Below are 24,235 nucleotides of genomic sequence, written 5' to 3' on the forward strand. Positions count from 1 at the left end.
TGGCGCGGGTCACGGGCGTAACTCGATCGCCGTTTTGCCGATTCGAATCGGCGTTCCTATCGGGACTCGTACCGCTGTCGTCACTTTCGCCCTGTCAAGGTAAGTACCGTTGGTCGATCCTAGATCCTCGACGTACCACTCCGAGCCGCGCTGAGACAGCCGGGCGTGCCGGGTTGAGGCGTAGTCGTCGGTGAGCACCAGGGTGGAGTCGTCGGCTCGTCCGATCAGCACCGGCTGGCCGCTCAGCGTGATGCGCCCCCCCGCCAGCGCGCCTTCGGTCACCACCAGATAGCGGGCCGCGTGCCGGCGCTGCCGCGACGGAAGCAGCGTGCTGCGCAGCGCCAGACCGCGACGCACCATGACGGCACCGGTCGGGGCGTAGATATCGGTCCGCAGGATTCGCAGCACGGACCAGATGAATACCCAGAGCAACATCAAAAATCCGGCGCGCGTCAGCTGCAGTACCAATCCCTGCATCTGGCGTCCTTTCCGTCCTAGCGTCGTGTTCCCGGCGCCCGTGACTCCGCGCACATCGGCTACGTCACGATACTTGGACGGTGGTCGACACGGGGCGAAGCACGGCAGCGTTGAGCCCAGCGACTTAGTGGATCCGGACGATGATTTCCGAATGGCCCAAACGGATGACGTCTCCGTCGGCCAATTGCCACTCCTGGACCGGCGCGTTGTTCACGGTGGTGCCGTTGGTGGAGTTCAGGTCCGACAGCAGGGCGACCTGCCCGTCCCAGCGGATCTCCAGGTGGCGCCGTGACACGCCCGTATCGGGCAGTCGGAACTGGGCGTCTTGCCCGCGGCCGATGATGTTGGAGCCCTCGCGCAACTGATATGTGCGGCCGCTGCCGTCGTCGAGCTGAAGGGTGATCGTGGTGCCCGTCGCGCCGTAGCCGCCCTGCCCGTATCCGCCGTAGCCGCCCGCCTGTTGACCGTAGTCGGCGGGTTGGCCGTAGTCGGCGGGCTGGCCGTACTCCGCCTGCTGGCTGTAGTCGGGCTGCTGACCGTAGTCGTACTCGGGGCTGGCGGCCTCGGGGTATCCCCCGCCCTGGCCGCCGTACGTCGTGCCCTGCGCGTGCTCGGCGTACTGGGTGTATTCGGGCGAGCCGTAATCCTGGCGGCCGTATCCCCCGCCCTGTTGGTAACCCTGGTCGTACCCACCACCCTGCTCGGGGTAGGCGGGGCGCTGCTCCGGCGGGGCGTAGCCGCCCTCGTCCTGGCGGGCCGGTCCGCGACCGTAGTCGGCGTAGCCGCCGCCGTAGCCCTGCGGGCCACCGCCCGGCTGGCCGGCGGGAGGGCCGTAACCGCCCTGGCGGTATCCCTGCTCGTAGCCTTGCCCACCGCCATAACCGCCCGGCGCGGGCGGCCGCTGTTCATACGACTGCGGGTAGCCGCCCTGCCCCTGGTCGGGGTAGCCGCGCTGGTCCTGGTAGCCCGGCTGCGGCGGGTAACCGCCTTGCCCCTGGTCGGGGTAGCCAGCCTGGCCCTGGTAACCGCCCTGGTCTTGGTAGCCCTGTTGCGGCGGGTAGCCGCCTTGCTCCGGGTAGCCGCCCTGCTCGGGCTGGCGCGGCGGGTAGCCCTGCTGAGGTGGGTAGCCGCCCTGCTCAGGCGGATATCCCCCGCGGGGGTCGGGTGCACCCTGCGGGTCCGGGCCACCGCGCGCGTCGTCCTGGGGACGCCGGTAGCGGTCGTCGTAATACTCGTCGCCGGGCCGCCCCGGCCCCTGATCCCCGCGGTAGCTCGAATTGTCAGTCATTGGCGCTACTCCTCGTTCATCGCCGAACGCGTTATTTGATTGTGGCCGGACGGCGTCTTTGTCCGTCGGGCGGGGCTGGACATCGGGGTTGACAGCACCACGGGCGCGGTACTGGCCGGTACGCAGGTTCGACGACTGCTCGAACCGGACGACCACCTCACCATACGTTTGCCACCCCTGTTCGTGGATGTAGTCAGCCAAGTACCTCGCGAATGAGCTCGACGTGAGATCGGGATCGGTGCTCACCTTTCCGAAGTCGTGCATACCGAGGGTAATGATGTATTCGTTGGGGGCCAAAAGGCGATTTCCGTGAAGCTTCTGAACTCCGTCGCGGGCCTCGCGGCACAACAGGGCTTCTACCTCTTGCGGGACGATCGATCCGCCGAACACCCGGGCGAAGGCGTTGTCCACCGACGCCTCGAGTTTGCGCTCGATCCGCGCGGCCAGCCCCCGTTGGCTACTCATGTCCTACCGTTCGCCTGCACTTGCAGAAGGTATTGCCGGCGCGCGGCAAACGAATCGCCCGCGTGCTGGTTCACTCCCGCATGGTATCGGCACATCGCGACGGCGCGGCACTGTCGAAACAGTGAGAACTGGGTCCCCGCAGCTCAGGGGTGCGCCTGCGGCGAGGGCAGGGCGCCGGACGGGATCCAGGCCCGCTGCGGCGGTTCGGGAATCGGGCCATTACAGTGGTATGGTCCATCGGTTGTTTTTCCGGGCGAGTGGCGGAATGGCAGACGCGCTGGCTTCAGGTGCCAGTGTCCTTCGGGACGTGGGGGTTCAAGTCCCCCTTCGCCCACATTGAGCGGTACTACGCAAAGTCACGACCTCGCAAGGGGTCGTGACTTTCGTGTTTGGGCGACCGGCCACGGCAGCCGAAAAAACGTAAGGTCTGGCGCATGGTCGAAGACAAGACGGCCCACTTGCAGTCCGAAGTCAATCGCATCGCCGCGCTGCTGAACGCCCGGCCGATCCAGGCCGGAGTCGTGCTGAAGGATGATGACCGCAACGTCTATATCGATGACGACGGGCGATACCACTACGACTATTGGGAGCGCGGCAGGCAGAGGGTCGATCACGTCGGCGACATCGACGAGGCCCTCTACTGGTTCGCTTGCGATATAGCTTTCGACATCGGCGGTTCGTACGCCGCCAGACATCGTCCACGGGATCAGGACCCGCGCATCCTGATGTGGGCCAAACAATATGAGGTTCTGAACCGAGTGAATCCGGATTGGGCCGCACGCTGCGTACGCGAAACGGCGGAACTATTACGGCGTTGGGGCAAGCACGACGACGTCGCGTTGTTACCGAACATCCCCGGTCGCGACGGGTAATCCGCGGCGGTAAGTGTCCGCTATTCGCCCACCCGGTATGTCCCGTGGCCCTCGACGATCGCGTCGCCGTCGAAGATCAGGACCTCGTTGACGAGGTCGCCGCTCTGGTTGCGGTAGGCGATGACGATCGTGTTGACGCCTTGGTAGACGCCGTCGACGGTGAATCGGAGATCCGGAATGCGTTCGAGGGCGGCGATCCAGTACCGACGTAGCGCCGCCTTGCCGCGGACCACCCCATGCGTTTCCGGCAGGAGCTTGGCGGCCACGGGCGATGTGAACACCACGTCGTCATGGAAGTCGTCGAGGACCGCGTCGACGTCGCGGGCGTTCCATTGTCGTGCCCATCGTTTCGAGAAGGCGTCCGCGTCGACGTTCATGGCCGGCACTGTAGCGCAGGTGAATTGGGCCGGCCGAGCTGCTTTGATGCGCATCGTGTGTGGCGGTCACAGTTGGCGGCGGATGTCGAGAAGATGGTGCTGGAGTTCGTGCACGGTGTGTACCGCGACCCAGCGCAGTGACCGCTCGTGGATTTCCGGATAGTGGTAAATGACCGTTCGGTCCCAGTCATCGTCGGATAGCCGAGCGAGGACATTGCTGAATAGTGCTGCCGCGTCGGCAAGTTGACGCGCGACCTCGGCCGGACCCTGTTCGCTGTACCCGTCGTGTTCGGCGCGCTCGTCGCGCCCCATGGACGCACAATCGTGGCCGTTCGTGCGCCGTGCTGCGAGCACGCGCTCGCGTTGCACCAGCAGCACGTCTCGCAGATGGCATGCGTACTCCAGCGGTGACCACAGGTCGGGACGCGAGCGGGGTCGCACGTCAATCTTGTTGTTAGACAGAAGTACAACGGCTTCGGCCGCCAACGCCGGGATGTCGTGGCGCGCTGAGGCGGCTCGGCGCAGGTCATAGGCGAAACCGCACTCCGCGCAGGGTTCTGTCACAGCACCATCATTTCAGCGGGCTCCACACGGAGCTGGTCGGCCATTCGCAACCGATCACGCGGCGTTCAAAGTCGTTGTGCCTGTGGGACAATCGTCGGCGCGGGCAAGCCGCAGCTGGCCGACGTCAATGGGTAGCTCATTGCTGTCGGCCTCGACGGTGAGACAACACACACCCTACCCAATGAGGGTAGCCTTACCTAAATCAGCACGGTATGGTCGCGGCTCATGACCTCCTCCAACCCCCCTGTGCCCAGCACCGTCGACGATCAGTTGGTCAGCGTCCTTCGGGATGACCTTGACCTCAAATTCGAATCCGTCACTGCCGCAACGCGTCTGATAGACGACCTGGGAATGGACTCCGTCGCCTTTGCCGCCGGCCTGGTTGCCATCGAAGAACGGTTCGGCACGCAATTGAGCGAGGAAGACCTGTTGACCTGCACGACCGTCGGTGACTTGCAGGCCGCGATCGGAGTCGGGGTCGACGCATGAACGTTCTCGCGGCCGCCATGCGCGATGCGATGACGCGATCGCCGCATGACTTGGTGGTCCTGGACAAAGACACCGACAAATGGACCGTCTGCCCCTGGCCCGAGGTCCACGGGATGGCCGAAAGCATCGCAACGCATCTGCTCCAGCAGGACCACCTCGGTGCCGTGGGAATTGTCGGTGAACCGACCGTCGAGCTGGTCGCCGCCATACAGGGCGCGTGGCTGGCGGGTGCCGCCGTATCGATTCTGCCCCGTCCCAGGCGCGGTGCCGACCCGGCCGAGTGGGCGCACAGCACCCTGAGTCGGTTCAGCGGAATCGGAGTCAGCACGGTATTCAGTCACGGTGCGACCCTGCGCACGCTCGGCGATGCGGAGACGACGCTGTCTGTCTCCAGCCTTGCCGAGGCCGCTCGCACCCCGGCGTCGAATGACCTTCAAAGTCACTCCGATTCGAACGCCGCGATCCTCCAGGGTACTGCCGGCTCGACCGGTGATCCGCGCACTGCCGTCTTGTCGCCGGAGGCCGTGCTGAACAATATGCGCGGCCTCATCGAGCGGCTACAACTCGACGGCTCCGACCGGGCGTGTTCGTGGCTGCCGATCTACCACGACATGGGCTTGGCCTTCCTGTTGACCGCCGTCCTGAGCGGGATGCCGCTTTGGCAGGCGCCGACGGGCGCGTTCTCTGCGGCACCGCTTCGCTGGGCGGATTGGCTTTCGGCCAGCGCGGCAACCTTCACCGCCGGACCCAATTTCGGGTACTCCATGCTCGGTCGCTACTCCGGCCGCGTTTCGGACGTGGACCTGGGGGCGCTGCGGATTGCCATCAATGGCGGCGAACCCGTTGATTGCGAGGGGTTTCAGCGATTCGCCGACGCGATGGCTCCGTTCGGATTGCGGGCGTCGGCGGCGACGCCGGCGTATGGGATGGCGGAGTCAACCTGCGCCGTGACGATGCCCGCCTGTGGGCAGGGGTTGCGCATCGATGAGCGGACGGAATCGGATGTGCGGCAACGCTATGCGCTGTTGGGGCGCCCCATCCCCGGTATGGAGCTACGCATTAGTCCGACCCATCAATCAGCGGATGATGGTGTTGGGGAGGTCGAGATCCGCGGCTCATCGATGATGACGAAATACTTCGGCGACCCCGCCACAGGATCCGATCGCGGTGCGGAATGGTTCCGCACCGGAGACATCGGTTATCTGGTCGACGGTGAGCTGGTTATCTGCGGTCGGTCCAAAGAGGTCATCACGATCGCCGGCCGCAACATCTTTCCCACCGAAATCGAGCAGGTGGCCGCGCAGGTGGATGGAGTGCGACACGGTGGCGTGGTTGCGGTCGGTTCGAAATCCGGTGCCGCCCAGTCGCGGTTGCTCATCGCCGCCGAATTTGTGGGGTCGGATCACGACGTGACCCGCAGCGCTGTCATCAAGCGGGTCATCTCGGTGTGCGGGGTGACTCCGGCCGATGTCGTCTTGATGCCACCAGGCTCATTACCGCGTACGTCGTCGGGCAAGCTCAGACGGCTGGAGGTCCGCAGCCAACTACAGGCCTGAGCGCGAACGCTGTTACGGCGCTGGCCGATTCAGGGCGTAGAGCGCTATCCTGCGGTTCGGCATGTCGTGTTCACCGAGGAATTCACAGCGCAGGAACTCGCAGAGCCGCCGCACCGTCGTATTGCGGTGGTCGGGGTCGAACATGATCCGTTGGCACGCCGGGTCGGCGGCCAGGATGCTGGCGGTCACCTTCCGGAGGATCAGCGGGCCCAGCCCGCGGTTCACGAGCTTCTCGTCTGCGATCGCCCCGTGCAGGCCAAGGTCGTGTGGCCGGCTGTCGTAGCAGTGGGCGATGGAATCCTTGGCAGCACGGTAGATCTCCATGTACGCGCGGTCGACACCATTGATGCTGAGGATCAGCGGTCGCGAGTAGGCGCCATCGACCTGCGCGCGCAAGTGGTTACGCCAACGCGCGACCGGCCAGTCGTACTCCCACGTGGTGACCAAGTGGGGCCGGTTCATCCACTCGGCAACCAATTCCGCGTCCGCTCCGTCAGGATCGGCGACGCGAATTCGGCTCGGCGGCAGCAGTTCAGGCACGGGAGGCGCCGGCACCTGCCGGACGCTGTCGGTGATGTCGGTGAGCTCACGAGCGAGCACAGCCCCGGGGGCGCCTGTCACGAGAGCGCCCCCGTCCCGCAGGCCGTTCTCACCGCGGTACGCGTAACACCGATATGCACTGAGCCGCTCCTTCTAACGGTTGCGAGGTCAGATTCATCGTTTCATGTGTAACTCAGGGGTTCCAGCGGTAACTGACTAGCGAAGCGTTTCGATCGGTCGTGAATTGACGAGCGCGTTTGCGCCAGTAGCCTTATGAGCTAGCTCAGGGAGGGTTGGAATGCGCGCAATGCAATCACTAGGACCGGAGTTTATTGCTGCGCGGCGACCAGCGGTGCTGTGGGACTTCCGTATATAGATGAGCAGGCGCTGATCGCCGAGGCCGGTGGTGACCCCTGGGCGATCAACGCCAGCCTGCAGGCGGGTAGCCCGCTGGAGATTTCCAATCTGGCCGGAGCCTTTCACCGCGCGGGCCGATGCACGGCGGAGGCCGAGAACGCGTTCCAGCAAGCACGCGCACGCTTCGAGGCCGCTTGGAACCACCACGACGGCGGCGGTCATCCCATCAACGACTCCGACGAAGTTCAGCGCGTCACGAAATCCTTAGGGGCGCAGTCGTTACAGCTGCCCAAGATCGCTGCGGACCTGGAAAACATCGCCGCGTCGCTGGCCGATGCGCAAAAGGCCGGGGCCGCGCGCATCGCCACCTTAGAAGCCCAGTTGAAGAACATCTCGGACATGGTCAGCCAGGCCGTCTCCATCTTGCAAAACGACAAAAGCCTCAGCGCAGGGGAAAAGGACGCGCTGCATGCCCTCATCAACACTTGTGAGGACGACGCGCTGCGTGACACCAAAGCTGCGCTCGCAGCCCTGCAATCGATCCGCAACGGATACGCCGATGGCCTTCAGAAATCGCTCGATAACCTTCACGCCGAAGGGTACGACGGCGCCCCGCTGCATGGTGCCGACGCTGACGGCGTGGCCCCACCGTCTCCCGCCCAGCAGGCCGCGTTGGCTGACATTCGCCAAGCCACCAACCAGGCCGTCGTCGACCAAATGGCCAAGGTGCGCGCCGCGCAGGAGGCGCTCAGTAAAGCCGCGGCCGACCTGTATACGCATGGCCCGGGTTCGCCGGAAGGCGAGGCGGCCAGCGCCAAACTGCCCAAGCTCAAGGCGGACCTCGCGCGTGCCCTCGACGACCTGGGCAAGATCCCCGACTACAACAGCATTGACCCGGCGTCCGTAAGCGTTTCCCCCGACGGGCATTTCACGTTCACCTACAAGGTCAACGGGCAGCCGGTGCAGGCTTACGGCCAGCTCAAGAACGGCACGGGCGAGTTCTTCGACCAAGCCACCGGCACGTACTACACATTCAACGGCGGCAAATTGACCGGCATGCGCACACCGGATCCCGGGAAAGTGGAAGCGACTGCCGAACCCCTCTTTACGGCCGTGACCCTGGCGGCCGGGGCGCCAGCGCTCAAGGCGGGCGGCGAGGCGGCCTTTCAGGGCCTGAAGATGCTTTTCAGCCGCGAGATGTTGGAGGGTGTGACGGCCGACAACGTGTTCCCCCGCGCACTCGCCGGAGCCGAGGAACGCTTCCAAGCCGCAGAACAGAACCTGGCTTCTCATGCACCGCTGCCCGGGGAGCCGGTCCCGGGCACTCACCCTCTCGAGCCGCCCCCGGTGGAGCACGCACCGCCGGCCCCGCACGGCGACGTACCCGTCGAACATGCGCCGGCCGGGCCTCACGCAGGAGCCTTACCTGATAGCCCGGCGCCGGTTGTCATAGATCCAGCCCATCCGGAATTCCACTTGGACAACCCGCTCAACTACATGCCTCCCGAGTTGCGAGCGCTGTCCGAAGCGCATCTGACCGGAAGTGGTGAAACCGTTCTCGGACCATTTAGGCCCCCGGGCGGCGGGCCTTCCTACATCCAAGTCGCAGAGGACCGCGGCGCCAGCTACTTCAGTCTGGGCGACGCTTGGGATTCCTTCACGCCGACCGAACAACTAGCCGCCAATCAGCATGTTCTCGACGTCGCTATCTCGAATCAAGATAAGATCACGTTGTCGGTGCCTTTCCATAGGGTCCCACCGAATTCATTTACAGCGGCGGAGCTCCGATACCTCGAAGCGCACGGCTATCGGCGCATAGGTGAAAATACGTTGCTGCCGCCGAGCGAAGGAGCGCGATAAGTAATGAAGACCTTGCTGGAGTTTTTCCTCCACTATTTCGACTTCTTGTATTTAGACCCTCGTTATCACGTCACAAATTCCACGACTTCGGGCAACCCGCTGAGCAATGCGTCATTGACGCTCACCGGCCCTGTCATCAGCTGGGAATTGACCAATGACAGGGGGCAACTCGGTTTCGTCATCGCACCTACTACCTTAGCGGAATCGCCAGATAACTGGTTTCGCGCAACACTGATTCGTCAGTACCTTGACGATTACGACGAGACGAACGTCGTATCTCCACGCGAGACCGTGGCGTGGATTCGGAGCAACCTAAGCCGCATCGAGCAGCTTTTTATCGAGCCAGAAACAGAGCGCTCATGTGAAGAATTGCTTAACCTCGCGAAGGCGCTTGCAATAAAGTACTTTGGCCCGCCGCAGGGATGAGTAGCATCCGTGCGGTTGTGTGCTACCCATCTGCAGTTAGGCCACCTTTTCGGGTGTCTCATGGACTCACCTGTCGATGAGATCCGATGATGGTCTCCGAGGCGCATGTCATCCGGCCGGGGGCCAGGCCCTCGAGACTTCAGCTCTTCCCCTAAGACCGCACCCACTGCGTGATTTCCGGAGTGACCGGGTCCGTGATGTCATCGAACTCCGGATGCTTCTTGAGCACGGTGCCGATCATCGAGCACACCGGAACAATGCGCTTGCCCTCATCGCGCGCCTCGTTGAGCGCCTCCTCGACGAGGATCGTCGCCAGGCCACGTCCGCCGTAGGCCGGATCGATTTCGGTGTGGTAGAAGACGCGCTGCTCGCCGCGGTCGGCGAAATCGGCTAGCCCCACCGTCTTGCCCTCGACGGCGATCGTGTACTTGCCGTCCTCAAGGGTGACCGTGGCTTCCGCGCCGGTCTTATCGGTTGTCATTTGTGCTTTCCTTTCGTCGGGGTATCGGTCGAGGCCGCAGCCGAGCGGTCGGCAGCGGCGGGGCGGGCAGTCGGGCGAGCGCTCCGCGGTACCCGTGCACGGCGCCGAAGCGGTCGTCGCCGTCCTCCCACAGTCGGCGGTAGTTGACGATGTCCTCGTGGCTTCGTCCGACGAAGTTCCACCACATCACCAACTCTTCGGTGAACGGCGTGCCGCCGAGCAACAACATCCGCGCGGGCCGCTTCCCCACGTTGCGTAGGTGCAGCTGCGTGCGGCCGGGACTTAGGTAGGCCAGGTCGGCGACCGCCAGGGACGTCCCATCGACCTCGGCGGTGCCCGAATCGCAGAGCACTCCGTGCTCGAAGGTGGGATCCACGTCGATATCGAAACCTGCATCGGCGTCGAGGTCGAGTTGGGCGCCCAGCAACGGACTGAATGTCTTTGTGGGCGAACGACTCCCGGCCAGCTCGCCGAGGAACACGCGCGCCTGGGCGCCCGGTAGCGAGACCACGGGGGGTGCGTAGTGGGCAAAGTCTCGCGCCGTGTGGCGAGCGGCAGCGGGAAGCGCCACCCAGAGCTGGACGCCGTGCAGGACCGGCCCTGCGTCAACCGACACCTCGGAGTGGCAAATGCCGGCACCGGCGGTCATCAGATTCAGCTCGCCGGGCCGAACGACCGCACGAACGCCAGCGCTGTCACGGTGCTCCACTTCCCCACTGAACAACCAACTCACGGTTTGTAGTCCCGTATGCGGGTGCGGCGGCACATCCATCCTCGCCGCGACGGGACCGTAGTGGTCGATGAAACACCACGCACCGATCAGCGAACGCCCGCGTTGCGGCAACGTGCGTTGCACCGGGATCGCCCTGGGGCCGCCCAAGGGAACCTCCCGCGGCTGCAGCACCTCCACCCCGGGCGAGGCGTCCAGGCGTTGCGAAGCGGCGCAGGCGACTTCGGCCGGCGCGGCTTCCAGGTTGCTCATCGCCCATCCTCCGTCGCAGCCTCGCCAACGGCGCCGTCATCCGCGACCGTACCCGGCCATCTCACTTGCCCGGTGGCCGCAGCACCTTCATGGCCAGCCGCATGACGGGCTCGGGCACCCGATCCTGCATGGACAGCGCGGTGTCGGCGACGCGGGACCGCAACGGCGTACCCCGCCCGAAGACCCGATTCAGCGGACCCCCGGACGGCTCGAGGACCACATGCAGCGGCGGGGTGCCGACGGCGGCGCCCAGGGCGTTGGAGATGACCATCCGCTGGATCTCGCTGGTTCCTTCAAAAATGGTGTACAGCTTGGCATCCCGATACCACTTCTCAACCGGGTGATCGGTGATATAGCCCCAGCCGCCCATGGTTTGGATCGCGCGCTCGGTGGCCTTGACCGCTACCTCGCTGGCGGCCATCTTCGACATCGAGCCCTCACCCCGTTCGAAGGGGACGTTGTTGGCCGCCATCCAGGAGGCGCGCCAGGTGAGCAGCCGAGCCGCGTCGATCTGAGTGGCCAGTTCCGCGAGCGGGAACGCGATGCCCTGGTTGTCGATGATGGGTGCGCCGAACGCCTCCCGCTCGGTGGCATACGCCGTCGCGTACTCCAACGCCGCCCGGGCGATCCCGATGGCTTGGGCGGCGACCATGGGTCGCGTCTGCTCGAAGGTTCCCAATGTCGCTGAACCGGAGCGCTTTCCACCCGCCACGACTTCTCGCGCCTTGGCGAGTTTGTGTTCGAGTTTTTCCTCCCCGCCGAGCAAGTTGGCGCGCGGCACGCGCACACCTTCGAAGAGCAGCTCGGCGGTGTGGGAGGCGCGGCAGCCCAGCTTGTCGAGCTTTCGCAGCAGTTTCAGCCCGGGCGTGCCGCCCGGCACCACGAAGAGCGCCTGACCCCGATGGCCGAGATCCTCGTCGACCACCGCGTTGACCACGTGCAAATTGGCGATCCCGCCGTTGCCGATCCACATTTTGTGGCCGTCGATGATCCAGTCATCGCCGTCACGACGTGCACGCGTGCGCAGGTTGCGTACATCGCTGCCGCCTTCGGGCTCGGAGATCGCCAGCGCGGCGAGCTTGAGATCGCCTGGGGTGCCGAAACATTCGGGTGCCCACTCCAGCATCTGTTCCGGGGACGCGGCCTGGCCGATCGCCGAGAGCGCCAGGGCCGGCATGACGATAGCCAGCCCGATCCCGGCGCACCCCCAGAACAGCTCCTCCATGAACATGGGCAGGGAGATACCGGTCGGATCGCCGATCAGGTCGCGATAGAACAGCGGGCTATAGAAACCTTGCTGGGCCGCCTCCTCGAGCACCGGCCAGGGGAACTCCTGGCGCTGGTCATAGTCGAGGGCTACCGGGCGTATTACGGATTCGGCGAACTCATGCGTGCGTCGGGCCAGATCATGTTGTGCGGCCGTCGGGGTCAGGTCGAACGTCATGGGCGCGCCTTTAAGGTCGACAGACTGGTCTTGCCGACCCCGACTACCCCATTGACCGGTTCAACAAACTGCCGAGCTGGGATTTCGACGGAAGGTCAGGCGGCCGTACGAGGCCCGACCTGGGCCAGCGGCAGATGCAACACGACCGCGGCCACCGGGACCGCCTCGTGTTCGTGCCGCGCCAGCAGCGCCGCGTTCTCGGGCAGCTGCCGGGAGTTGATTTCCCCGGACGCGATACGCCGCAGGACGTCGTGGGCGTGCGCGAGCTGGTCACGCTTGCGGTACTGGCCGCCCGGCAGCTTCACGCCTGCCCACACGCCGTACTCCTCGCGGTGCGCGATGGCGTGCTGGGCGCAGCGGCGCTGTTGCGCCAGTGGGCAGCGCCGCAGGCATTGCAGGCGCGCCTCCGTGGCCGACCGTTCGTATGCGCGCGCCTTCGCCGCGCCGTCACCACCGTCGTCGTCGGGGTAGCCAAACCAAAGCTCCGGATTGGCTGCGCACGGGTGTCCCATGTCGGTCTCCTTGTCGAGCGTGAAACGTAGGCAAAAGCGTATATGGCGAGACGAGTCCAACGCAATAGAAACATCGACAAAAACGTATATACGCATATCCGAGACCCTGGCTGTGTACTATCCGGCCTATGGCCGGAGCGTGTGGTGAGCCGTGAGTCGGCCGGCGCGGCGATCCGCGCGTTGCGAGAATCGCGGGACTGGTCACTAGCCGACCTCGCCGCCGCGACCGGGGTCAGCATCATGGGGCTCAGCTTTTTGGAACGGGGCGCCCGCAAACCGCACAAAAGCACAGTTCAGAAGATCGAAAACGGGCTCGGCCTGCCGCCGGGCACCTACTCCCGGCTGTTGGTGGCCGCCGATCCGGATGCCGAATTGGCGCGCCTGATGGCCGCGCCGGCGACCGCGATGGCGGCGCGGCGCACCGGACCCGTGGTCGTCGACCGCCACAGCGACACCGAAGTGCTGGAAGGTTATGCCGAAGCCCAGCTCGACGCCCTCAAATCCGTCATCGATCGGCTGCCTGCGACAACATCAAACGAATATGAGACGTATATTCTGTCTGTGATCGCTCAGTGCGTGAAGGCGGAGATGCTCGCCGCCAGCTCCTGGCGGGTGGCGGTGAGCGCGGGCGCGGATTCGACCGACCGGCTGATGGAGCATCTGCAGGCCCTCGAGGCGACGCGCACGGCCCTGCTGAAGCGGATGCCCGGCAGCCTGAGCGCGCGTTTCGACCGGGCCTGCGCGCAGTCCTCGTTGCCGGAGACGATCATCGCCGCGCTGGTCGGTGTCGACGTCGACGAGATGTGGGACATCCGCAATCGCGGGGTCATTTCGCCCGGCGCCCTCCCCCGCGTGCGCGCCTTCACCGAGGCGGTCGAGACGGCGGGCCAAGAACAACAGGGAAGCCACGACGGCGCCGAGGGGGCACAGTGAGCCGTAGCGAAGTCGAGGCGTTGAGCCGCGCGCATCAACTCTTCGCCGGCAGCACGACGCCTGCGTCCCTGGACGCCGACACCGGGCACTATCGCAGCCTGTTGCGCCGCGCCGCCCGACTGAACGACGGATTGGCCCACGGTGGCTACCAGCTCGCGGTGGACCACGGTCGCCAACGCCTCTCGTCGGCGGCCGGGACCGACGCCGCCGTCACCGACGTGCTCGCCGGAGCCCACCGAGACCGCGCGCAGGCGCGCGACCTGACCCAAAACGTCCTCGACGCGGCGCGCGCCGATGTCAACACGCTCCCGTCGACCCCGTTGGCGCAGCGAGAGGCGATGCGCCGCCGCGTGGCGCGACTGCGCACGCAACGGGCCCACGTCGTATCGGCGAGGTTGCGTGCGCGACGGCACCACGCGGCGCTGCTGGCCCTGCGGTATCGGCTGCGGCATGGGCGCGGCCTCGGGTTGCCGCCGAACGATCGGGCCGCGGTCGCGGTGCGGGCGGCGTTGTCGCGGCTGGGCCGCCCCTACGTCTGGGGCGCCAGCGGCCCGGAGGCGTTCGACTGCTCCGGGCTCGTTCAGTGGAGCTACGCGCGGGCCGGTATTCACTTGGACCGCACCACATATCAGCAGATCAACGACGGCATTCCGGTTCCGCGTGCGCAGGTGCGACCGGGAGATCTGGTCTTTCCGCACGCCGGTCACGTCCAGCTCGCTATCGGCAACAACCTGGTTGTCGAGGCGCCGTACTCGGGGGCGTCGGTGCGAATAAGCCGACTGGGCAACAACGTTGCGATCCGCCGACCGTTATGACACGCCAACTTCGCCCGGCGATACGGGCACGACGAGAAGGGTGAGCCGATGCCGGAACAACCCGGGCACTCGTTAGAGGCCGTCGAAGCACGGCGATCGACGCTGGCGAGCCAGCACGGCGCCGCGTCCGAAGCCGACCTTGTGCTGACCGACGTGCTGAACACCGCTCACAGCGCAGCGCGCGAAAGCGTCCGGCGACTGGACGCCATCGCCGAACAGATCGACCACGCGGTCGTCCAGCAAGCGAACCTCGCCGTGGATACACCCATGGGAGCGCGAGAGTTTCACAAGTTCCTGCTGGACAAGCAGCGCGAGATCGCCGCAGTCGTCGCCGGGGCGCGCGAACTCGCTCAGGCGAAAAGGGCTGCGTTGGAGAACCTTCGGGCGCAGTACACCGCGGGCCGCAGTTAACCGGAACTAGTCCACAACCATGCTGCTCAGTGAATTGTCGGCAGGAACGCCCCCCACTACTGTCGCCGGACATGGAGGGGTCGCGTCACTTTCCGCAGCGAGTGCCGCTGCAGCGCCGGCTGCGCGGCTGATGTCGGCGTACGACGACCTGCTGGCCACGGTCAAGTCCGTCCGAGACCGCACCGGCGATCCCAACGCGTGGCAGACGGGATTGGCGCCGACCGAAGTCTCCGCTGTGATCACGCCGACCACGCGCACCGACCAACTCGAGGCAATCGCAGCCAAGATCCGCCGACAGCACGCGGACGTGTTCGGCGCCGTGCCCGCGAGCGGCCCGCCGACGGGCCGATCCCTGGCGGGAACCGCGACACCGCCGGACCGGGAATCGGGTGCGGCCGCGGACGCCATCGCCAGCGCCGAAGCCGCTCTCGCACAGCAGAATTCCGCGAGTTCGCAACTGGACATGCAAGTGGTGTCGGCCATCCTGAACGCGCACCTGAGTGCGGTCGACGGCAGAGAAGCGCTCACCAAGTTGCAGCACGAAACCGAAGCCGCGGTGCTGATGAGATCGGACCTGGACACTCCGGCGGGAGCGCGCGATTTCCAACGTTTCCTGATCGGCAAGCTCAGAGACATTCGCGCGGTGGTCCTGAACGCCAGCCTGGACGACACGTCGAAGTCGGCGCTGATGGCCGCCTGGACGTCGCTCTACGACGCGTCCAAGAATGAACCGAACCGGCCGGGGGAACACGCGCCGGCGGCGTCCGTTGGTGATGCGCCCGCGCTCGGTTCGGCCGCCGAATCGAGCGATACCGACGCCGAATGGGATCCGCTGCTGGACTCGCTGTTGGCCGATGATGACGGACTGTGGCCCGAAGACGCTCCGGCGCCAGATCCGGCGGCGGGCGCCCCGATCCCAACGGCGACGGAAACGCCGATGGCGCCCCCGATGCCCAACTTCGGTGGTGGGCCACTTCCGGGCCTGGGCACCATGCCCGCCTCCACGGCGGGATGGGAAGCGCCCGGCGGCCTTCCCTTTTCGGGCGGCGACGCGGACGATCCGGCGCTGCAGGACCTGGCCGGCGAAGAACTACCGGATGCCCAAGAGGAAGACCCCAGCGCGCACGACGCCTCGGACAACCCCGACGAGAACAACGACCCACAGGACGCGTCATCCGATGAGCCAGCGGCCGGCCCTACGCCGGTGACCCTGCCCGACGGCGAGACAGTGACCGCCGCCAGCCCACAGTTGGCAGCGGCGATCCAGGCCGCCGTCGGCGGCACGCCGATCGCGGAAGCCTTCCAACAAGAGGGAATTACCATTCCCCCACCGGGGACGGCGGTCGCCAACCCAATCGATGCCCTACGGGTGGGCCCGGGCGACATCGGTATGTTCACGGACCGTCACGCCCTTGCCCTGGGCCCTGACAAGGCGCTTCTCGATGGCCAAATTCAGCACATCGCCACCGTGAGCGGACCGAACTTTCTAGGCTGGGAGCATCCGCCGGCGGCGGCCGCGCCCGCGACCACGCCGACTAAGCCTGAACCACCGACACCTACCCGGCCGGCAACCTCGTCGACCACCTGAGAAAAATGAACTCGCCGGCACGTACGGCGGTCGTCAACAGGAGACAGCGGATGGCAGATTCGATACATGTGGTGCCCGCGCACTTACGTCAGGCCGCCGCGCATCATCAGGACACGTCGGAGTACTTACGCACCGTTCCGTCGTCGCACGCCGCGATCCAGGAGAGCCTCGATTCGCTCGGGCCGATCTTTAGTGAGCTTCGCGATGCCGGCCGCGAGCTGCTCGAGCTGCGACGGCAGTGCTATGAGCAGCAGGCCGCTGACCACGCGGATTTGGCCGACCAATTGACCGTATCGGCGACGATGTGGGAACAGCACGAGCAGGAGGCTGCACGCAAGTTCGGCGACGTCGTCGACCGCGGTCGATGACCGACGCGAATCCCGCTTTCGACACCGTTCACCCGAGTGGGCACATCCTGGTCCGCTCTTGCCGCGGCGGATACATGCACAGCGTCGCGCTGAGCGAAGAGGCGATGGAAACCGACGCCGAGACTTTGGCGCAGGGCATCGTGCTCACCGCGGATGTGTCGTGCCTCAAGGCGTTGCTGGAGATCCGCGACGAGATTGTCGCGGCAGGGCACACCCCTTCCGCCGAGGTTCCGACCCCCCGGGACCTCGACGCCGCCATCGAGAAGTTGCTGGCGCACAAACTGCGCCGCCGCAATGGCGGACGCTAGCCGGGCTGCACGAATCTCACATGCGACGCCGGCCTAGCGCAGCCACGGCTTAGCTGCGCTGGGATCGGGAGCGATCCCCGTGGGCGGCTCGACGGGATTGGGGCCGAACAACTCTCGCGCGCGGGCGAGTAGGGCGCGCACCTCGTCGAGTTGCTGCTGCAGTGCAGATTCAGCCATGGCCCCACGCTACCCAGGCCGTTGCGGGCGCACAATTCACTGACCGCACAAGTCGAACGCCCGCTGCCGGTACGCTTAGCTGGTGGCGATCTTCGGTCGGATGACGGCGCGTCAGCGCCTCCGGAGGGCTACCCGGGAGTCGCTGGCGATTCCGGCTTTCAGCTCTCCGATCGACTGCACCCCTTGGGTGACAGGCGGGCTGTGGCCTGCCGAATTGTCGACGGTCACCGCCGAAACCGCAACTCTCGCAGAGTATCTCAAGGCCGACCTGCAGCGAATCGCCAACGGCGCCAACGACCAACTCAAGATGCTCAAGCGGGCGGGCATGACCGACCCGGCGCGGCAGGCGGCCGAGGCGCGAGTCATCGAGGAGGCCCGCGGCCGCGCCGTGCGCCGAGTCGAATCGACGATCCGCTATCTGCACACGGTGCAGAGCGGTGCGCAGCGCCCCGCCGCAGCCCCGCCCACCCTCGAGGGTCCGGGCGCTGACCTGGAAAGGACGCAGGTGCTGCCCGCGGTCCGCGAGCTCGACGACGTCGCCGAGCCACCCCCGCCGCCGCCGAGATGGCGTCCCCGCCCGGCCGAACCAGTCGAACCAGCCGAACCGGTCGAACCGGAGGCGGGCGAACCAGCCCAACCGGTCGAACCGGAGGCGGGCGAACCGGAAGCGGCCCACGCTGAGGAGCCGGCCGCGGCCCCCGATGTGTCCCATCTCGAGGAGACTCAGGTCATCCCGGTCGTCTCCGAAGCGGAGCCGGTCGTCGAGACGCCCGTGGACCGCGAGGCCGAGCCGGTCGAGGAGCCCGTCGCAACCGGCCGCCACCATGCGGTGGTGGACGAGCCCGCTACCGGCGACGAGCCGGCGGCCGGGCCGGGGCCCACCCCCGGCGAGGACGAGCCGGCCCATGTCGCCGACGCGTCACACCTCGAGGAGACGCAGGTCATTCCGGTGGTCACCGACGCGGAGCCCCCGTTCGCGGCGCCGGCCGATCGCGCGCCGGCGCCCGTCGAGGAACCCGTCGAACCCGTCGAGGGCGGGCGCCACCACGCGCCCGCGGAGGAACCGGCGGAGGACACCCGCGACGAGCCGGCCGCGGTGAGCGAGGAAGTTCCCGTCGAGCCGGCCGCGGTGAGCCAGGAAGCCCCGGCCGAGGAGGCCGAACCCGTCGTAGCCGCGCCGACCGCCATCGAAAAACCGGTGACCCCAACGGGTTTCGACAACGCCCGGCTGAACCGGCTGCTTGAGTTCGTGGTCCGGCAAGAGCCACGGCTGAGTTGGGCGATCGGGGATCGCGCCGACGGGACCACGGTCTTGGTCACCGACCTCGCCCACGGCTGGATCCCGTCTGGCATCAGCCTTCCCGCAGGCGTGCGGCTGTTGGAACCCGAGCGACGCGGCGGCAGGGTCGCCGCACTGATCGGCGACACGACACGCGTCGTCACTTACGCTCCCGGTGATTCGTTGCGCCGCTCGGCCGACTTCGCCGCGACACGGTCGTCGGTGGACCCGCGCCAGCTGCCGGCCATCGATGACCTGGCAAGGGTGCTCAGCCAGGTCACCCGCGCGCACGCCGAACTGCCCAAGATCGTGACGCGGCTGGCCGACGCCGCGGCCGCGGGCACGTTTGTCGTCGATCAGGAGGTCGACGTGCTACGCGTGCACCTCGACACGGCGCGCTATCAGCTGCTGGTTCAGTATCCGAACGTCAATCCGGGATTGCTGCTCAAATGCATGCTGATGGCCGCCACCGAAGGCATTGCCAGCGGCGACACGGTGTCGGCGAACTATCACCTCGCGTGGTATCGCATGCTCGCCGCGTCGACGCCCGGCGGTTGAGTCGAGAACCCATCGCGTATGAATTGACGCTGGTCGGAGGGGTCGACGATACTGTTCCTCGTGTCGGGTTCGGGCAGTCGCGCGAATCTCAGCGATAAGGATCTCGTCGAATCGGTTCTTCGGGAACTGAGCGAAGCGGCCGACAAGTGGGAAGCCCTTGTGGCGCAGGCCGAGGCGGTGACCTACAGCGTCGACCTGGGCGACGTGTACGCCGTGGCGAATTCCGACGGTCGCCTGCTGAAACTGACCCTCCATCCCGGTGTGATGACCGGGTACGGCCACGGCGAGTTGGCCGACAGGCTGAACCTCGCGATCACGGCGCTGCGAGAAGAGGCCGAGGCCGAAAACCGGGCGAGTTACGGCGGCCCCCTGCACTGACGTCGCTTACGCGCTCATCGCGCGGGCTCGGTTGACGGGCCCGCCGCGTTGGTCATACCGGTCGCACACGTCTCTCCGGGTGCTTGGTGCCCACCTCGTAGCGACACCGTGCGTTCGACGGGCCGGCGGCACCGCGCTGGATTTTGTCGCTGTGAGGCGGGCAAAGGATGGGTGCCGACTCCGAGCGACGCACGAGACAGAAGTGGCGCTCCGCGTGACCGGCACCCGCGGCTTCAGCCAAATCGCGCGCTCATCGCCCGGCGCCGGGAGGTCCCGCGAAAGCCTGCGCGATCTCCAGCCAGCGCCGCGCGTCGGCGCCCTGGGCCGTGATGTCCAGGGCGCTCAGCGGGCGCCGCTGGGTGACCAGGTAGCAGAAATCCTCCGCGGAGCCGCTGACCCGTTGCTCAGCCTCCGGCGGTCCCCAGGACCAAATGTCACCGCCGGGTCCGCGCAGTTCGACCAGGAACGGTTCGGCCGGGGGCGCGAGATTGTTGACGGCGAAGGCGAAGTCGCGGGTGCGGACCCCCAGATGCGCGATCGACCGTAGGCGGTCGGTCGCGGGCCGCGTGACGCGCAGCGCGTCGGCGACGTCGAGACCGTGCGCCCACGTCTCCATCAACCGCGCGGTGGCCATCGAGGCCGCACTCATCGATGGGCCGAACCACGGGAGTTTGCGGCCGGCGGTGACCCCGAGCAGCTCCTCGTGCAGCCGACGTCGCGTGGCGCGCCAGTCGGCGAGCAGCTCGGCCGGCGCCAGGGCCGCAAGTTCTTCGGCACCCTTGTCGACGAAGCCCGTCGGGTCGGCGGCCGCACCCGCCAGCACGTCGGCGAATCCGGGCTCGTCGGTCACCGCGATCAGGGCGACGCGGTCGGTCCACAACAGGTGTCCGATCTGGTGCGCGATGGTCCAGCCGGGCGCGGGCGTCGGGTCGGCCCAGCGCTCGGGCTGCAACGGCGCGACCAGGGCGTCGAGCGCCTCGCTCTCGGCGCGCAGGTCCTCGACCATCGGTGCGGGGCCGGTCATCGCTGCGCTCCCCTGCCGGCCGGGGACGTCGGACACCTCACGTCGTCACCCTAGCGATCATTCGCCTGCTCGCCGCGGCGACCGATGAAGCTGTGCACCGCGAGGCCGGCCAGGTAGAGCACCGAGCCGAACAGTGCGAACGCGGGCGCGTGTCCGTCACCGGGGATCAACATTCCGGCCACCGTGATCGCGACGATGAACGCCACCCAAAACAGCGCGTCCTGCACGGCGAACACATGCCCGCGAAGGGCGTCGTCGACATCCATCTGGATCGCCGTGTCAGCGCAGAGTTTGACCACCTGACCGGTGACGCCGAGGAGAAAGCCACACGCCACCATGACGGGGACCAGCAGCTGGGCGCCGGCGATCTCGATGATCGCCGAGGCCGCCAACGCGCCGTTTGCCGTGGCATAGCGCCCCCAGCGCCGGATCGCGGGCGGTGTCAGCAGGTTGGCCAAAAAGGCGCCCAAGCCCGCCGCGCCGAAGAACAGCAGCGCGGTCCCGAATCCCCCGCCATCGGCGTCGGGCATGTGATGGACCAGCAACAGGACCAGCAGCGAGTTGATGCCGACCACCATCCGGTGCGAGGCCAGCCCGGACAGCGTGGCGCCGACCGTCGGGCGCTGCGCCACCGTGCGCGCACCGTGCAGCCAGCCGGTGACCACCGCGTAGATGACCGGGCCGTGGATCGCGCGCCGGGTGTCGTCGGGGCCCAGCGCCCGCGCACCGAACCGCCACGACAACAGCAACGCGATCGCCACGGGAATCGCGGTGATGAAGACGATTGCCGAGGCGCCCTTGTCGCCGGCGCCGAAGACGAACCGCGGCACCAGCATGAAGTTTGCGCCGACGAACGCCGCGATGGCACCGACCGCGGTGGCCACCGAGTTCATCGTCACCACCTGCTCGCGCGGCACCACGTGGGGCAGCGACGCGGACAGCCCGGACCCGACGAATCGGGCTAAGCCGTTGGCGAACAACGCGCCCAGCAGCAGGGGCAGGTCGCCCGCCCGGACCGCCAGGATCGTGCCGATGGCGGCGATGAGGATCAAGCGGCCCGCGTTGGCTCCGACGAGCACGAGCCGGCGGTCCCACCTATCCATCAGTGCGCCGGCGAACGGCCCTAGCAGCGAGTAGGGCAGAAACAGGACCGTGAAGGCGCGCGCGATGGAAAGCGGATCGGCCGCGCGATCCGGGTTGAACAGCAGCGCTCCGGCCAGCGCCGCCTGAAACAGTCCGTCACCGAACTGGCTCGCCATGCGCACCTGCAGCAGCCGCCAGAAGTCTGGCAAACCGCGCACGGACCGCCAGATTTCGACGGGTGCGCTGGACTGCATCCGGGTTGGGATCACCGAAACCGACTTCCGCGATTGGGGCTGGCAAACTCGTGCGCTCAGAGCTGTCCCAACAACAGTACAAATCGCCGTGGCCCGCGGTCTCGATTGCCCTGGGCGACGATCGGCCGGATGCGATGATGGTGGGGTGCCGCCGCCGGAGGATCCAGAGGACTATGTCGCACCCGCCGCGCAACGGGTGCGCGCGGGCACTTTGCTGCTCGCCAACACCGACCTTCTCGAACCGACGTTTCGGCGCAGCGTGATCTACATCGTCGAGCACAACGATGGCGGCACGCTGGGTGTGGTGCTCAACCGCGCCAGCGAAACCGCGGTGTACAACGTGCTGCCCCAGTGGACCAACCTGGCGGCGAAGCCGAAGACGATGTTCATCGGGGGCCCGGTGAAGCGTGACGCCGCGCTGTGTCTGGCGACGTTGCGGGTCGGCGCCGATCCGCACGACGTGCCGGGCTTGCGGCATGTGGACGGCCGGGTGGTGATGGTCGATTTGGACGCCGACCCCGACGCGATCGCACCGCTGGTGGAGGGCGTGCGGATCTTCGCCGGGTACTCCGGCTGGACAATCGGTCAACTCGAAGGCGAGATCGAACGCGACGACTGGATTGTCTTGTCCGCCTTGCCATCCGACGTTCTCGTCGGGCCGAGGTCAGATTTGTGGGGTCACGTCCTGCGCCGGCAGCCGTTGCCGCTGTCGCTGCTCGCGACCCACCCGATCGACATCAGCCGAAACTAGGCCTCCCCAGCTAGAAGGTCAGTGGCACGACTGCGTGCAGCCGGCGCAGCTGCCCGCGCACGCGGGCGCCGCCGCTTCCTGGCGCAGCGCGAAACGCGCGCTCTGCCAGGAGCCCGCGGCCAGCGTCCCCAGCGCCCCCGCGACACACACGATCAGCACCACCAGTGCGGTGTGCGGGACCGCGGCCAGCGCCACCACACCACCGGCGCCCAGCATCACCGCGGCCGCCAACTGGGTGGGTGCCATGGCGCGCAACGCGAGCGCCGTGGCGCCGAAATTCCGATTGTGCGCAAGCGACCAGGTGCCGAACCCCGCCGAGGCCACCGCCGCACACATGCACAGCACGCCCGCAATCAGCATGGGCCCACAATACGAGCCGGGTTGGCCGCCCGCTCATCCGGCTCTGCGGGGTGGGTGCCGCCGGGCTCAGTGCTGGAGGAACGAAAAGTTCGGCAGCGGCGGCAAGCCGGGCACCATGGCCAGCAGGCTGGGCGTGTGCTGCTGGTTGGGCAGCGGTGTCTGCGCGGGGAGCCGGGCCGGGGCCGCGGGTGTCGTCTGGGCGAGCGGCACCAACGGGGCCGTGGCGGGGGCCGGGGCGACCGGAGCAACCGGAGCCGCCGGGGCGACCGGGGCCGCTGGGGTGGCCGGGGCAGCTGGAGCCGGAGCGGCCGGGGCGGTGGCGGGTGCCGGAGCGACGGGTGGCTGGGCGGGTCGCCCGACTGGGGAGGCGGCCGGGGCCTGCGCCGGCGCCGGGGCGGCCCCACCGGGGGCGGCGACCCGGAAACCGTTGATGATGGCGTCGGTCGCCGGGGCGTCGGCGACGCTGACCGCGCGGTCGGTGGTCACCGCGAGCGAGACGAGGTATTTGTCGGGTCCCGACGTGGCGATGACGTGGCGCCGGGACGTGTTCAGCGTCAGGTCCCCGTCGCGGTAGGTGCCCTCGACGATGGACGACGGGAAGCCCCCGAAGTCGGCCATCGAGGCATTGGTGGGCTGCCACGCCGGCAGCTTCTGGCTGTCGACGTAGCCGTGGGTGATCGCCTCTTTCGGATCGAAATCCCCGACCAGCTTGTACACCACCACCTGGGCGTTGGAGGAATAGATGCTGCTGCCGCGCCGATCGGCGATGACCGCGAACGCGTCGGGCACGTTAGGGTCGGGCACCTGGGTCCAGCGGGCGGGCACCGGCAGCGTGATGTCGAGCGCCTTGAAGTTCTGCGGCTTCTGCGCCTCGAGCTTGACGCCCTTCGACTGCAGGAATTCACGAATCGTGCCGGAGGTCGCGGGAACGGGAGCCGGGGCCGCGGCCGGGGCCGGAGCGGCAGCCGGGGCGGCCGCGGCGGGTGCCGTCGTTCCTGGAGTCCCGGCGGTGGCCGGCGGCGCCAGGGGAGTGGCCGCCTGCGGCGCGGCGAGGTATCTGCTCGGAGGCACCAGCTCGGGCCCGAGGTTCTGCGGCGCCTGCGCGGGGACCGTGGGAACCGGTGCCGGCGCCGGGGGCAACGGGTCCGCCGATGCGGTGCCGCTCGCAACAACCGCCAAACCCATCAGGCCGGCGACCATGCCGCCGAGAAGTGCCCGGTGGACGGGGACGATGTCAATCATCTGCGTCGGTCCTTCC

28 protein-coding genes and 1 tRNA gene are annotated in these 24,235 nt (G+C 67.2%); 15 read left to right on the forward strand and 14 right to left on the reverse strand.

Going from position 1 to position 24,235, the window contains the following annotated elements; genetic code table 11:
- Positions 1-9: 9 nt before the first annotated feature.
- Together W7S_RS00115 and W7S_RS00120 are read right to left on the reverse strand one after the other, a co-directional pair.
- Positions 10-477: an FHA domain-containing protein gene (locus W7S_RS00115; RefSeq protein WP_007771646.1), complete on the reverse strand. Its 468-nt coding sequence runs from the start codon at positions 475-477 to the stop codon at positions 10-12.
- Between the two features lie 124 nt (positions 478-601).
- The gene (locus W7S_RS00120) at positions 602-2,230 is read right to left on the reverse strand and encodes a DUF3662 and FHA domain-containing protein (RefSeq protein WP_014710741.1); all 1,629 of its coding nucleotides are present in this window, start codon (positions 2,228-2,230) and stop codon (positions 602-604) included.
- 251 nt (positions 2,231-2,481) lie between these two features.
- Between W7S_RS00120 and W7S_RS00125 the strand changes: the two genes are divergently transcribed.
- Positions 2,482-2,564 (forward strand) — tRNA-Leu (locus W7S_RS00125).
- Between the two features lie 100 nt (positions 2,565-2,664).
- On the forward strand, positions 2,665-3,102 hold the full coding sequence (locus W7S_RS00130; RefSeq protein WP_014710742.1) for an Imm63 family immunity protein: 438 nt from the start codon (positions 2,665-2,667) through the stop codon (positions 3,100-3,102).
- A gap of 20 nt (positions 3,103-3,122) precedes the next feature.
- On the opposite strand, the gene W7S_RS00135 is transcribed toward W7S_RS00130, so the two are convergent.
- Together W7S_RS00135 and W7S_RS00140 are read right to left on the reverse strand one after the other, a co-directional pair.
- A complete protein-coding gene (locus W7S_RS00135) occupies positions 3,123-3,479 on the reverse strand; it encodes a nuclear transport factor 2 family protein (protein ID WP_014710743.1) in 357 nt (118 codons plus the stop codon).
- Between the two features lie 66 nt (positions 3,480-3,545).
- Positions 3,546-4,043: a DinB family protein gene (locus W7S_RS00140; protein WP_014710744.1), complete on the reverse strand. Its 498-nt coding sequence runs from the start codon at positions 4,041-4,043 to the stop codon at positions 3,546-3,548.
- A 225-nt stretch (positions 4,044-4,268) separates the two neighbouring features.
- Between W7S_RS00140 and W7S_RS00145 the strand changes: the two genes are divergently transcribed.
- Positions 4,269-4,532, forward strand: a complete 264-nt coding sequence (locus W7S_RS00145; RefSeq protein WP_050989361.1) for an acyl carrier protein — start codon at positions 4,269-4,271, stop codon at positions 4,530-4,532.
- Positions 4,529-6,088: a long-chain-fatty acid--ACP ligase MbtM gene (gene mbtM, locus W7S_RS00150; protein WP_014710745.1), complete on the forward strand. Its 1,560-nt coding sequence runs from the start codon at positions 4,529-4,531 to the stop codon at positions 6,086-6,088. The genes W7S_RS00145 and mbtM overlap by 4 nt, the downstream gene beginning before the upstream one ends.
- Positions 6,089-6,100: 12 nt before the next feature.
- Here the strand turns inward: mbtM and W7S_RS00155 are convergent, their stop codons facing one another.
- Positions 6,101-6,688 (reverse strand): GNAT family N-acetyltransferase, encoded by a 588-nt coding sequence (locus tag W7S_RS00155; RefSeq protein WP_014710746.1) that lies wholly within the window; start codon positions 6,686-6,688, stop codon positions 6,101-6,103.
- A gap of 297 nt (positions 6,689-6,985) precedes the next feature.
- Here W7S_RS00155 and W7S_RS00160 point away from each other — a divergent pair, with 297 nt between their 5' ends.
- A complete protein-coding gene (locus W7S_RS00160; protein WP_014710747.1) occupies positions 6,986-8,845 on the forward strand; it encodes a hypothetical protein in 1,860 nt (619 codons plus the stop codon).
- A 3-nt stretch (positions 8,846-8,848) separates the two neighbouring features.
- The gene (locus W7S_RS00165) at positions 8,849-9,271 is read left to right on the forward strand and encodes a hypothetical protein (RefSeq protein ID WP_009952753.1); all 423 of its coding nucleotides are present in this window, start codon (positions 8,849-8,851) and stop codon (positions 9,269-9,271) included.
- 151 nt (positions 9,272-9,422) lie between these two features.
- Here the strand turns inward: W7S_RS00165 and W7S_RS00170 are convergent, their stop codons facing one another.
- The 4 genes from W7S_RS00170 to W7S_RS00185 all read right to left on the reverse strand — a co-directional run bounded on the left by W7S_RS00170 (position 9,423) and on the right by W7S_RS00185 (position 12,690).
- Positions 9,423-9,752, reverse strand: coding sequence for a GNAT family N-acetyltransferase (locus tag W7S_RS00170; protein ID WP_014710748.1), 330 nt, complete (start codon positions 9,750-9,752; stop codon positions 9,423-9,425).
- Positions 9,739-10,734, reverse strand: a complete 996-nt coding sequence (locus tag W7S_RS00175) for a pirin family protein (protein ID WP_014710749.1) — start codon at positions 10,732-10,734, stop codon at positions 9,739-9,741. Before W7S_RS00175 ends, W7S_RS00170 begins: the two co-directional genes overlap by 14 nt.
- 61 nt (positions 10,735-10,795) lie before the next feature.
- The gene (locus W7S_RS00180) at positions 10,796-12,178 is read right to left on the reverse strand and encodes an acyl-CoA dehydrogenase family protein (protein WP_014710750.1); all 1,383 of its coding nucleotides are present in this window, start codon (positions 12,176-12,178) and stop codon (positions 10,796-10,798) included.
- 95 nt (positions 12,179-12,273) lie between these two features.
- Positions 12,274-12,690 carry a WhiB family transcriptional regulator gene (locus W7S_RS00185; RefSeq protein ID WP_008262579.1) on the reverse strand — a complete coding sequence of 139 codons (417 nt, stop codon included), beginning with the start codon at positions 12,688-12,690 and terminating at the stop codon, positions 12,274-12,276.
- 144 nt (positions 12,691-12,834) lie between these two features.
- Between W7S_RS00185 and W7S_RS00190 the strand changes: the two genes are divergently transcribed.
- The 6 genes from W7S_RS00190 to W7S_RS00215 all read left to right on the forward strand — a co-directional run bounded on the left by W7S_RS00190 (position 12,835) and on the right by W7S_RS00215 (position 17,113).
- Positions 12,835-13,623, forward strand: a complete 789-nt coding sequence (locus W7S_RS00190) for a helix-turn-helix domain-containing protein (RefSeq protein WP_008262595.1) — start codon at positions 12,835-12,837, stop codon at positions 13,621-13,623.
- On the forward strand, positions 13,620-14,438 hold the full coding sequence (locus W7S_RS00195; protein WP_008262596.1) for a C40 family peptidase: 819 nt from the start codon (positions 13,620-13,622) through the stop codon (positions 14,436-14,438). Before W7S_RS00190 ends, W7S_RS00195 begins: the two co-directional genes overlap by 4 nt.
- Before the next feature lie 48 nt (positions 14,439-14,486).
- Positions 14,487-14,849: a DUF4226 domain-containing protein gene (locus W7S_RS00200; RefSeq protein WP_008262597.1), complete on the forward strand. Its 363-nt coding sequence runs from the start codon at positions 14,487-14,489 to the stop codon at positions 14,847-14,849.
- A 130-nt stretch (positions 14,850-14,979) separates the two neighbouring features.
- Positions 14,980-16,437, forward strand: a complete 1,458-nt coding sequence (locus W7S_RS00205) for a DUF4226 domain-containing protein (RefSeq protein ID WP_014710751.1) — start codon at positions 14,980-14,982, stop codon at positions 16,435-16,437.
- Positions 16,438-16,487: 50 nt separating this feature from the next.
- A complete protein-coding gene (locus W7S_RS00210) occupies positions 16,488-16,805 on the forward strand; it encodes an ESX-1 secretion-associated protein (protein ID WP_008262603.1) in 318 nt (105 codons plus the stop codon).
- Positions 16,802-17,113 carry a DUF2694 family protein gene (locus W7S_RS00215; RefSeq protein ID WP_008262605.1) on the forward strand — a complete coding sequence of 104 codons (312 nt, stop codon included), beginning with the start codon at positions 16,802-16,804 and terminating at the stop codon, positions 17,111-17,113. Before W7S_RS00210 ends, W7S_RS00215 begins: the two co-directional genes overlap by 4 nt.
- A 33-nt stretch (positions 17,114-17,146) precedes the next feature.
- Here the strand turns inward: W7S_RS00215 and W7S_RS27075 are convergent, their stop codons facing one another.
- A complete protein-coding gene (locus tag W7S_RS27075; protein ID WP_014378759.1) occupies positions 17,147-17,290 on the reverse strand; it encodes a hypothetical protein in 144 nt (47 codons plus the stop codon).
- A gap of 82 nt (positions 17,291-17,372) precedes the next feature.
- On the opposite strand from W7S_RS27075, the gene W7S_RS00220 reads away from it, so the two are divergent.
- Positions 17,373-19,127 carry a DUF5632 domain-containing protein gene (locus tag W7S_RS00220; RefSeq protein ID WP_041297613.1) on the forward strand — a complete coding sequence of 585 codons (1,755 nt, stop codon included), beginning with the start codon at positions 17,373-17,375 and terminating at the stop codon, positions 19,125-19,127.
- A 51-nt stretch (positions 19,128-19,178) separates the two neighbouring features.
- Positions 19,179-19,505 carry a DUF2710 family protein gene (locus W7S_RS00225; protein ID WP_172417549.1) on the forward strand — a complete coding sequence of 109 codons (327 nt, stop codon included), beginning with the start codon at positions 19,179-19,181 and terminating at the stop codon, positions 19,503-19,505.
- A gap of 250 nt (positions 19,506-19,755) precedes the next feature.
- On the opposite strand, the gene W7S_RS00230 is transcribed toward W7S_RS00225, so the two are convergent.
- Positions 19,756-20,529 (reverse strand): TIGR03084 family metal-binding protein, encoded by a 774-nt coding sequence (locus tag W7S_RS00230; RefSeq protein ID WP_008262612.1) that lies wholly within the window; start codon positions 20,527-20,529, stop codon positions 19,756-19,758.
- 50 nt (positions 20,530-20,579) lie between these two features.
- Positions 20,580-21,866 carry an MFS transporter gene (locus W7S_RS00235; protein ID WP_008262617.1) on the reverse strand — a complete coding sequence of 429 codons (1,287 nt, stop codon included), beginning with the start codon at positions 21,864-21,866 and terminating at the stop codon, positions 20,580-20,582.
- A 145-nt stretch (positions 21,867-22,011) separates the two neighbouring features.
- On the opposite strand from W7S_RS00235, the gene W7S_RS00240 reads away from it, so the two are divergent.
- A complete protein-coding gene (locus W7S_RS00240; protein ID WP_008262619.1) occupies positions 22,012-22,617 on the forward strand; it encodes a YqgE/AlgH family protein in 606 nt (201 codons plus the stop codon).
- An 18-nt stretch (positions 22,618-22,635) separates the two neighbouring features.
- Here W7S_RS00240 and W7S_RS00245 read toward each other — a convergent pair whose 3' ends face one another.
- Together W7S_RS00245 and W7S_RS00250 are read right to left on the reverse strand one after the other, a co-directional pair.
- The gene (locus W7S_RS00245; RefSeq protein WP_008262622.1) at positions 22,636-22,977 is read right to left on the reverse strand and encodes a hypothetical protein; all 342 of its coding nucleotides are present in this window, start codon (positions 22,975-22,977) and stop codon (positions 22,636-22,638) included.
- A 66-nt stretch (positions 22,978-23,043) separates the two neighbouring features.
- On the reverse strand, positions 23,044-24,219 hold the full coding sequence (locus W7S_RS00250) for an LpqN/LpqT family lipoprotein (RefSeq protein ID WP_008262626.1): 1,176 nt from the start codon (positions 24,217-24,219) through the stop codon (positions 23,044-23,046).
- Positions 24,220-24,235: the final 16 nt, after the last annotated feature.

This window comes from Mycobacterium sp. MOTT36Y (assembly GCF_000262165.1).
GTDB classification, from domain to species: domain Bacteria; phylum Actinomycetota; class Actinomycetes; order Mycobacteriales; family Mycobacteriaceae; genus Mycobacterium; species Mycobacterium intracellulare.

Bases quoted from the DNA above. Each gene is read 5' to 3' on its own strand.
- mbtM (WP_014710745.1), top strand. From the start codon at position 4,529: ATGAACGTTCTCGCGGCCGCCATGCGCGATGCGATGACGCGATCGCCG.
- W7S_RS00205 (WP_014710751.1), top strand. From the start codon at position 14,980: ATGTCGGCGTACGACGACCTGCTGGCCACGGTCAAGTCCGTCCGAGAC.
- W7S_RS00165 (WP_009952753.1), top strand. From the start codon at position 8,849: ATGAAGACCTTGCTGGAGTTTTTCCTCCACTATTTCGACTTCTTGTAT.
- W7S_RS00115 (WP_007771646.1), bottom strand. From the start codon at position 477: ATGCAGGGATTGGTACTGCAGCTGACGCGCGCCGGATTTTTGATGTTG.
- W7S_RS00180 (WP_014710750.1), bottom strand. From the start codon at position 12,178: ATGACGTTCGACCTGACCCCGACGGCCGCACAACATGATCTGGCCCGA.
- W7S_RS00120 (WP_014710741.1), bottom strand. From the start codon at position 2,230: ATGAGTAGCCAACGGGGGCTGGCCGCGCGGATCGAGCGCAAACTCGAG.
- W7S_RS00135 (WP_014710743.1), bottom strand. From the start codon at position 3,479: ATGAACGTCGACGCGGACGCCTTCTCGAAACGATGGGCACGACAATGG.
- W7S_RS00170 (WP_014710748.1), bottom strand. From the start codon at position 9,752: ATGACAACCGATAAGACCGGCGCGGAAGCCACGGTCACCCTTGAGGAC.
- W7S_RS00245 (WP_008262622.1), bottom strand. From the start codon at position 22,977: ATGCTGATTGCGGGCGTGCTGTGCATGTGTGCGGCGGTGGCCTCGGCG.
- W7S_RS00130 (WP_014710742.1), top strand. From the start codon at position 2,665: ATGGTCGAAGACAAGACGGCCCACTTGCAGTCCGAAGTCAATCGCATC.
- W7S_RS00235 (WP_008262617.1), bottom strand. From the start codon at position 21,866: ATGCAGTCCAGCGCACCCGTCGAAATCTGGCGGTCCGTGCGCGGTTTG.
- W7S_RS00185 (WP_008262579.1), bottom strand. From the start codon at position 12,690: ATGGGACACCCGTGCGCAGCCAATCCGGAGCTTTGGTTTGGCTACCCC.
- W7S_RS00250 (WP_008262626.1), bottom strand. From the start codon at position 24,219: ATGATTGACATCGTCCCCGTCCACCGGGCACTTCTCGGCGGCATGGTC.
- W7S_RS00200 (WP_008262597.1), top strand. From the start codon at position 14,487: ATGCCGGAACAACCCGGGCACTCGTTAGAGGCCGTCGAAGCACGGCGA.
- W7S_RS00230 (WP_008262612.1), bottom strand. From the start codon at position 20,529: ATGACCGGCCCCGCACCGATGGTCGAGGACCTGCGCGCCGAGAGCGAG.
- W7S_RS00175 (WP_014710749.1), bottom strand. From the start codon at position 10,734: ATGAGCAACCTGGAAGCCGCGCCGGCCGAAGTCGCCTGCGCCGCTTCG.
- W7S_RS00210 (WP_008262603.1), top strand. From the start codon at position 16,488: ATGGCAGATTCGATACATGTGGTGCCCGCGCACTTACGTCAGGCCGCC.
- W7S_RS00215 (WP_008262605.1), top strand. From the start codon at position 16,802: ATGACCGACGCGAATCCCGCTTTCGACACCGTTCACCCGAGTGGGCAC.
- W7S_RS27075 (WP_014378759.1), bottom strand. From the start codon at position 17,290: ATGGCTGAATCTGCACTGCAGCAGCAACTCGACGAGGTGCGCGCCCTA.
- W7S_RS00145 (WP_050989361.1), top strand. From the start codon at position 4,269: ATGACCTCCTCCAACCCCCCTGTGCCCAGCACCGTCGACGATCAGTTG.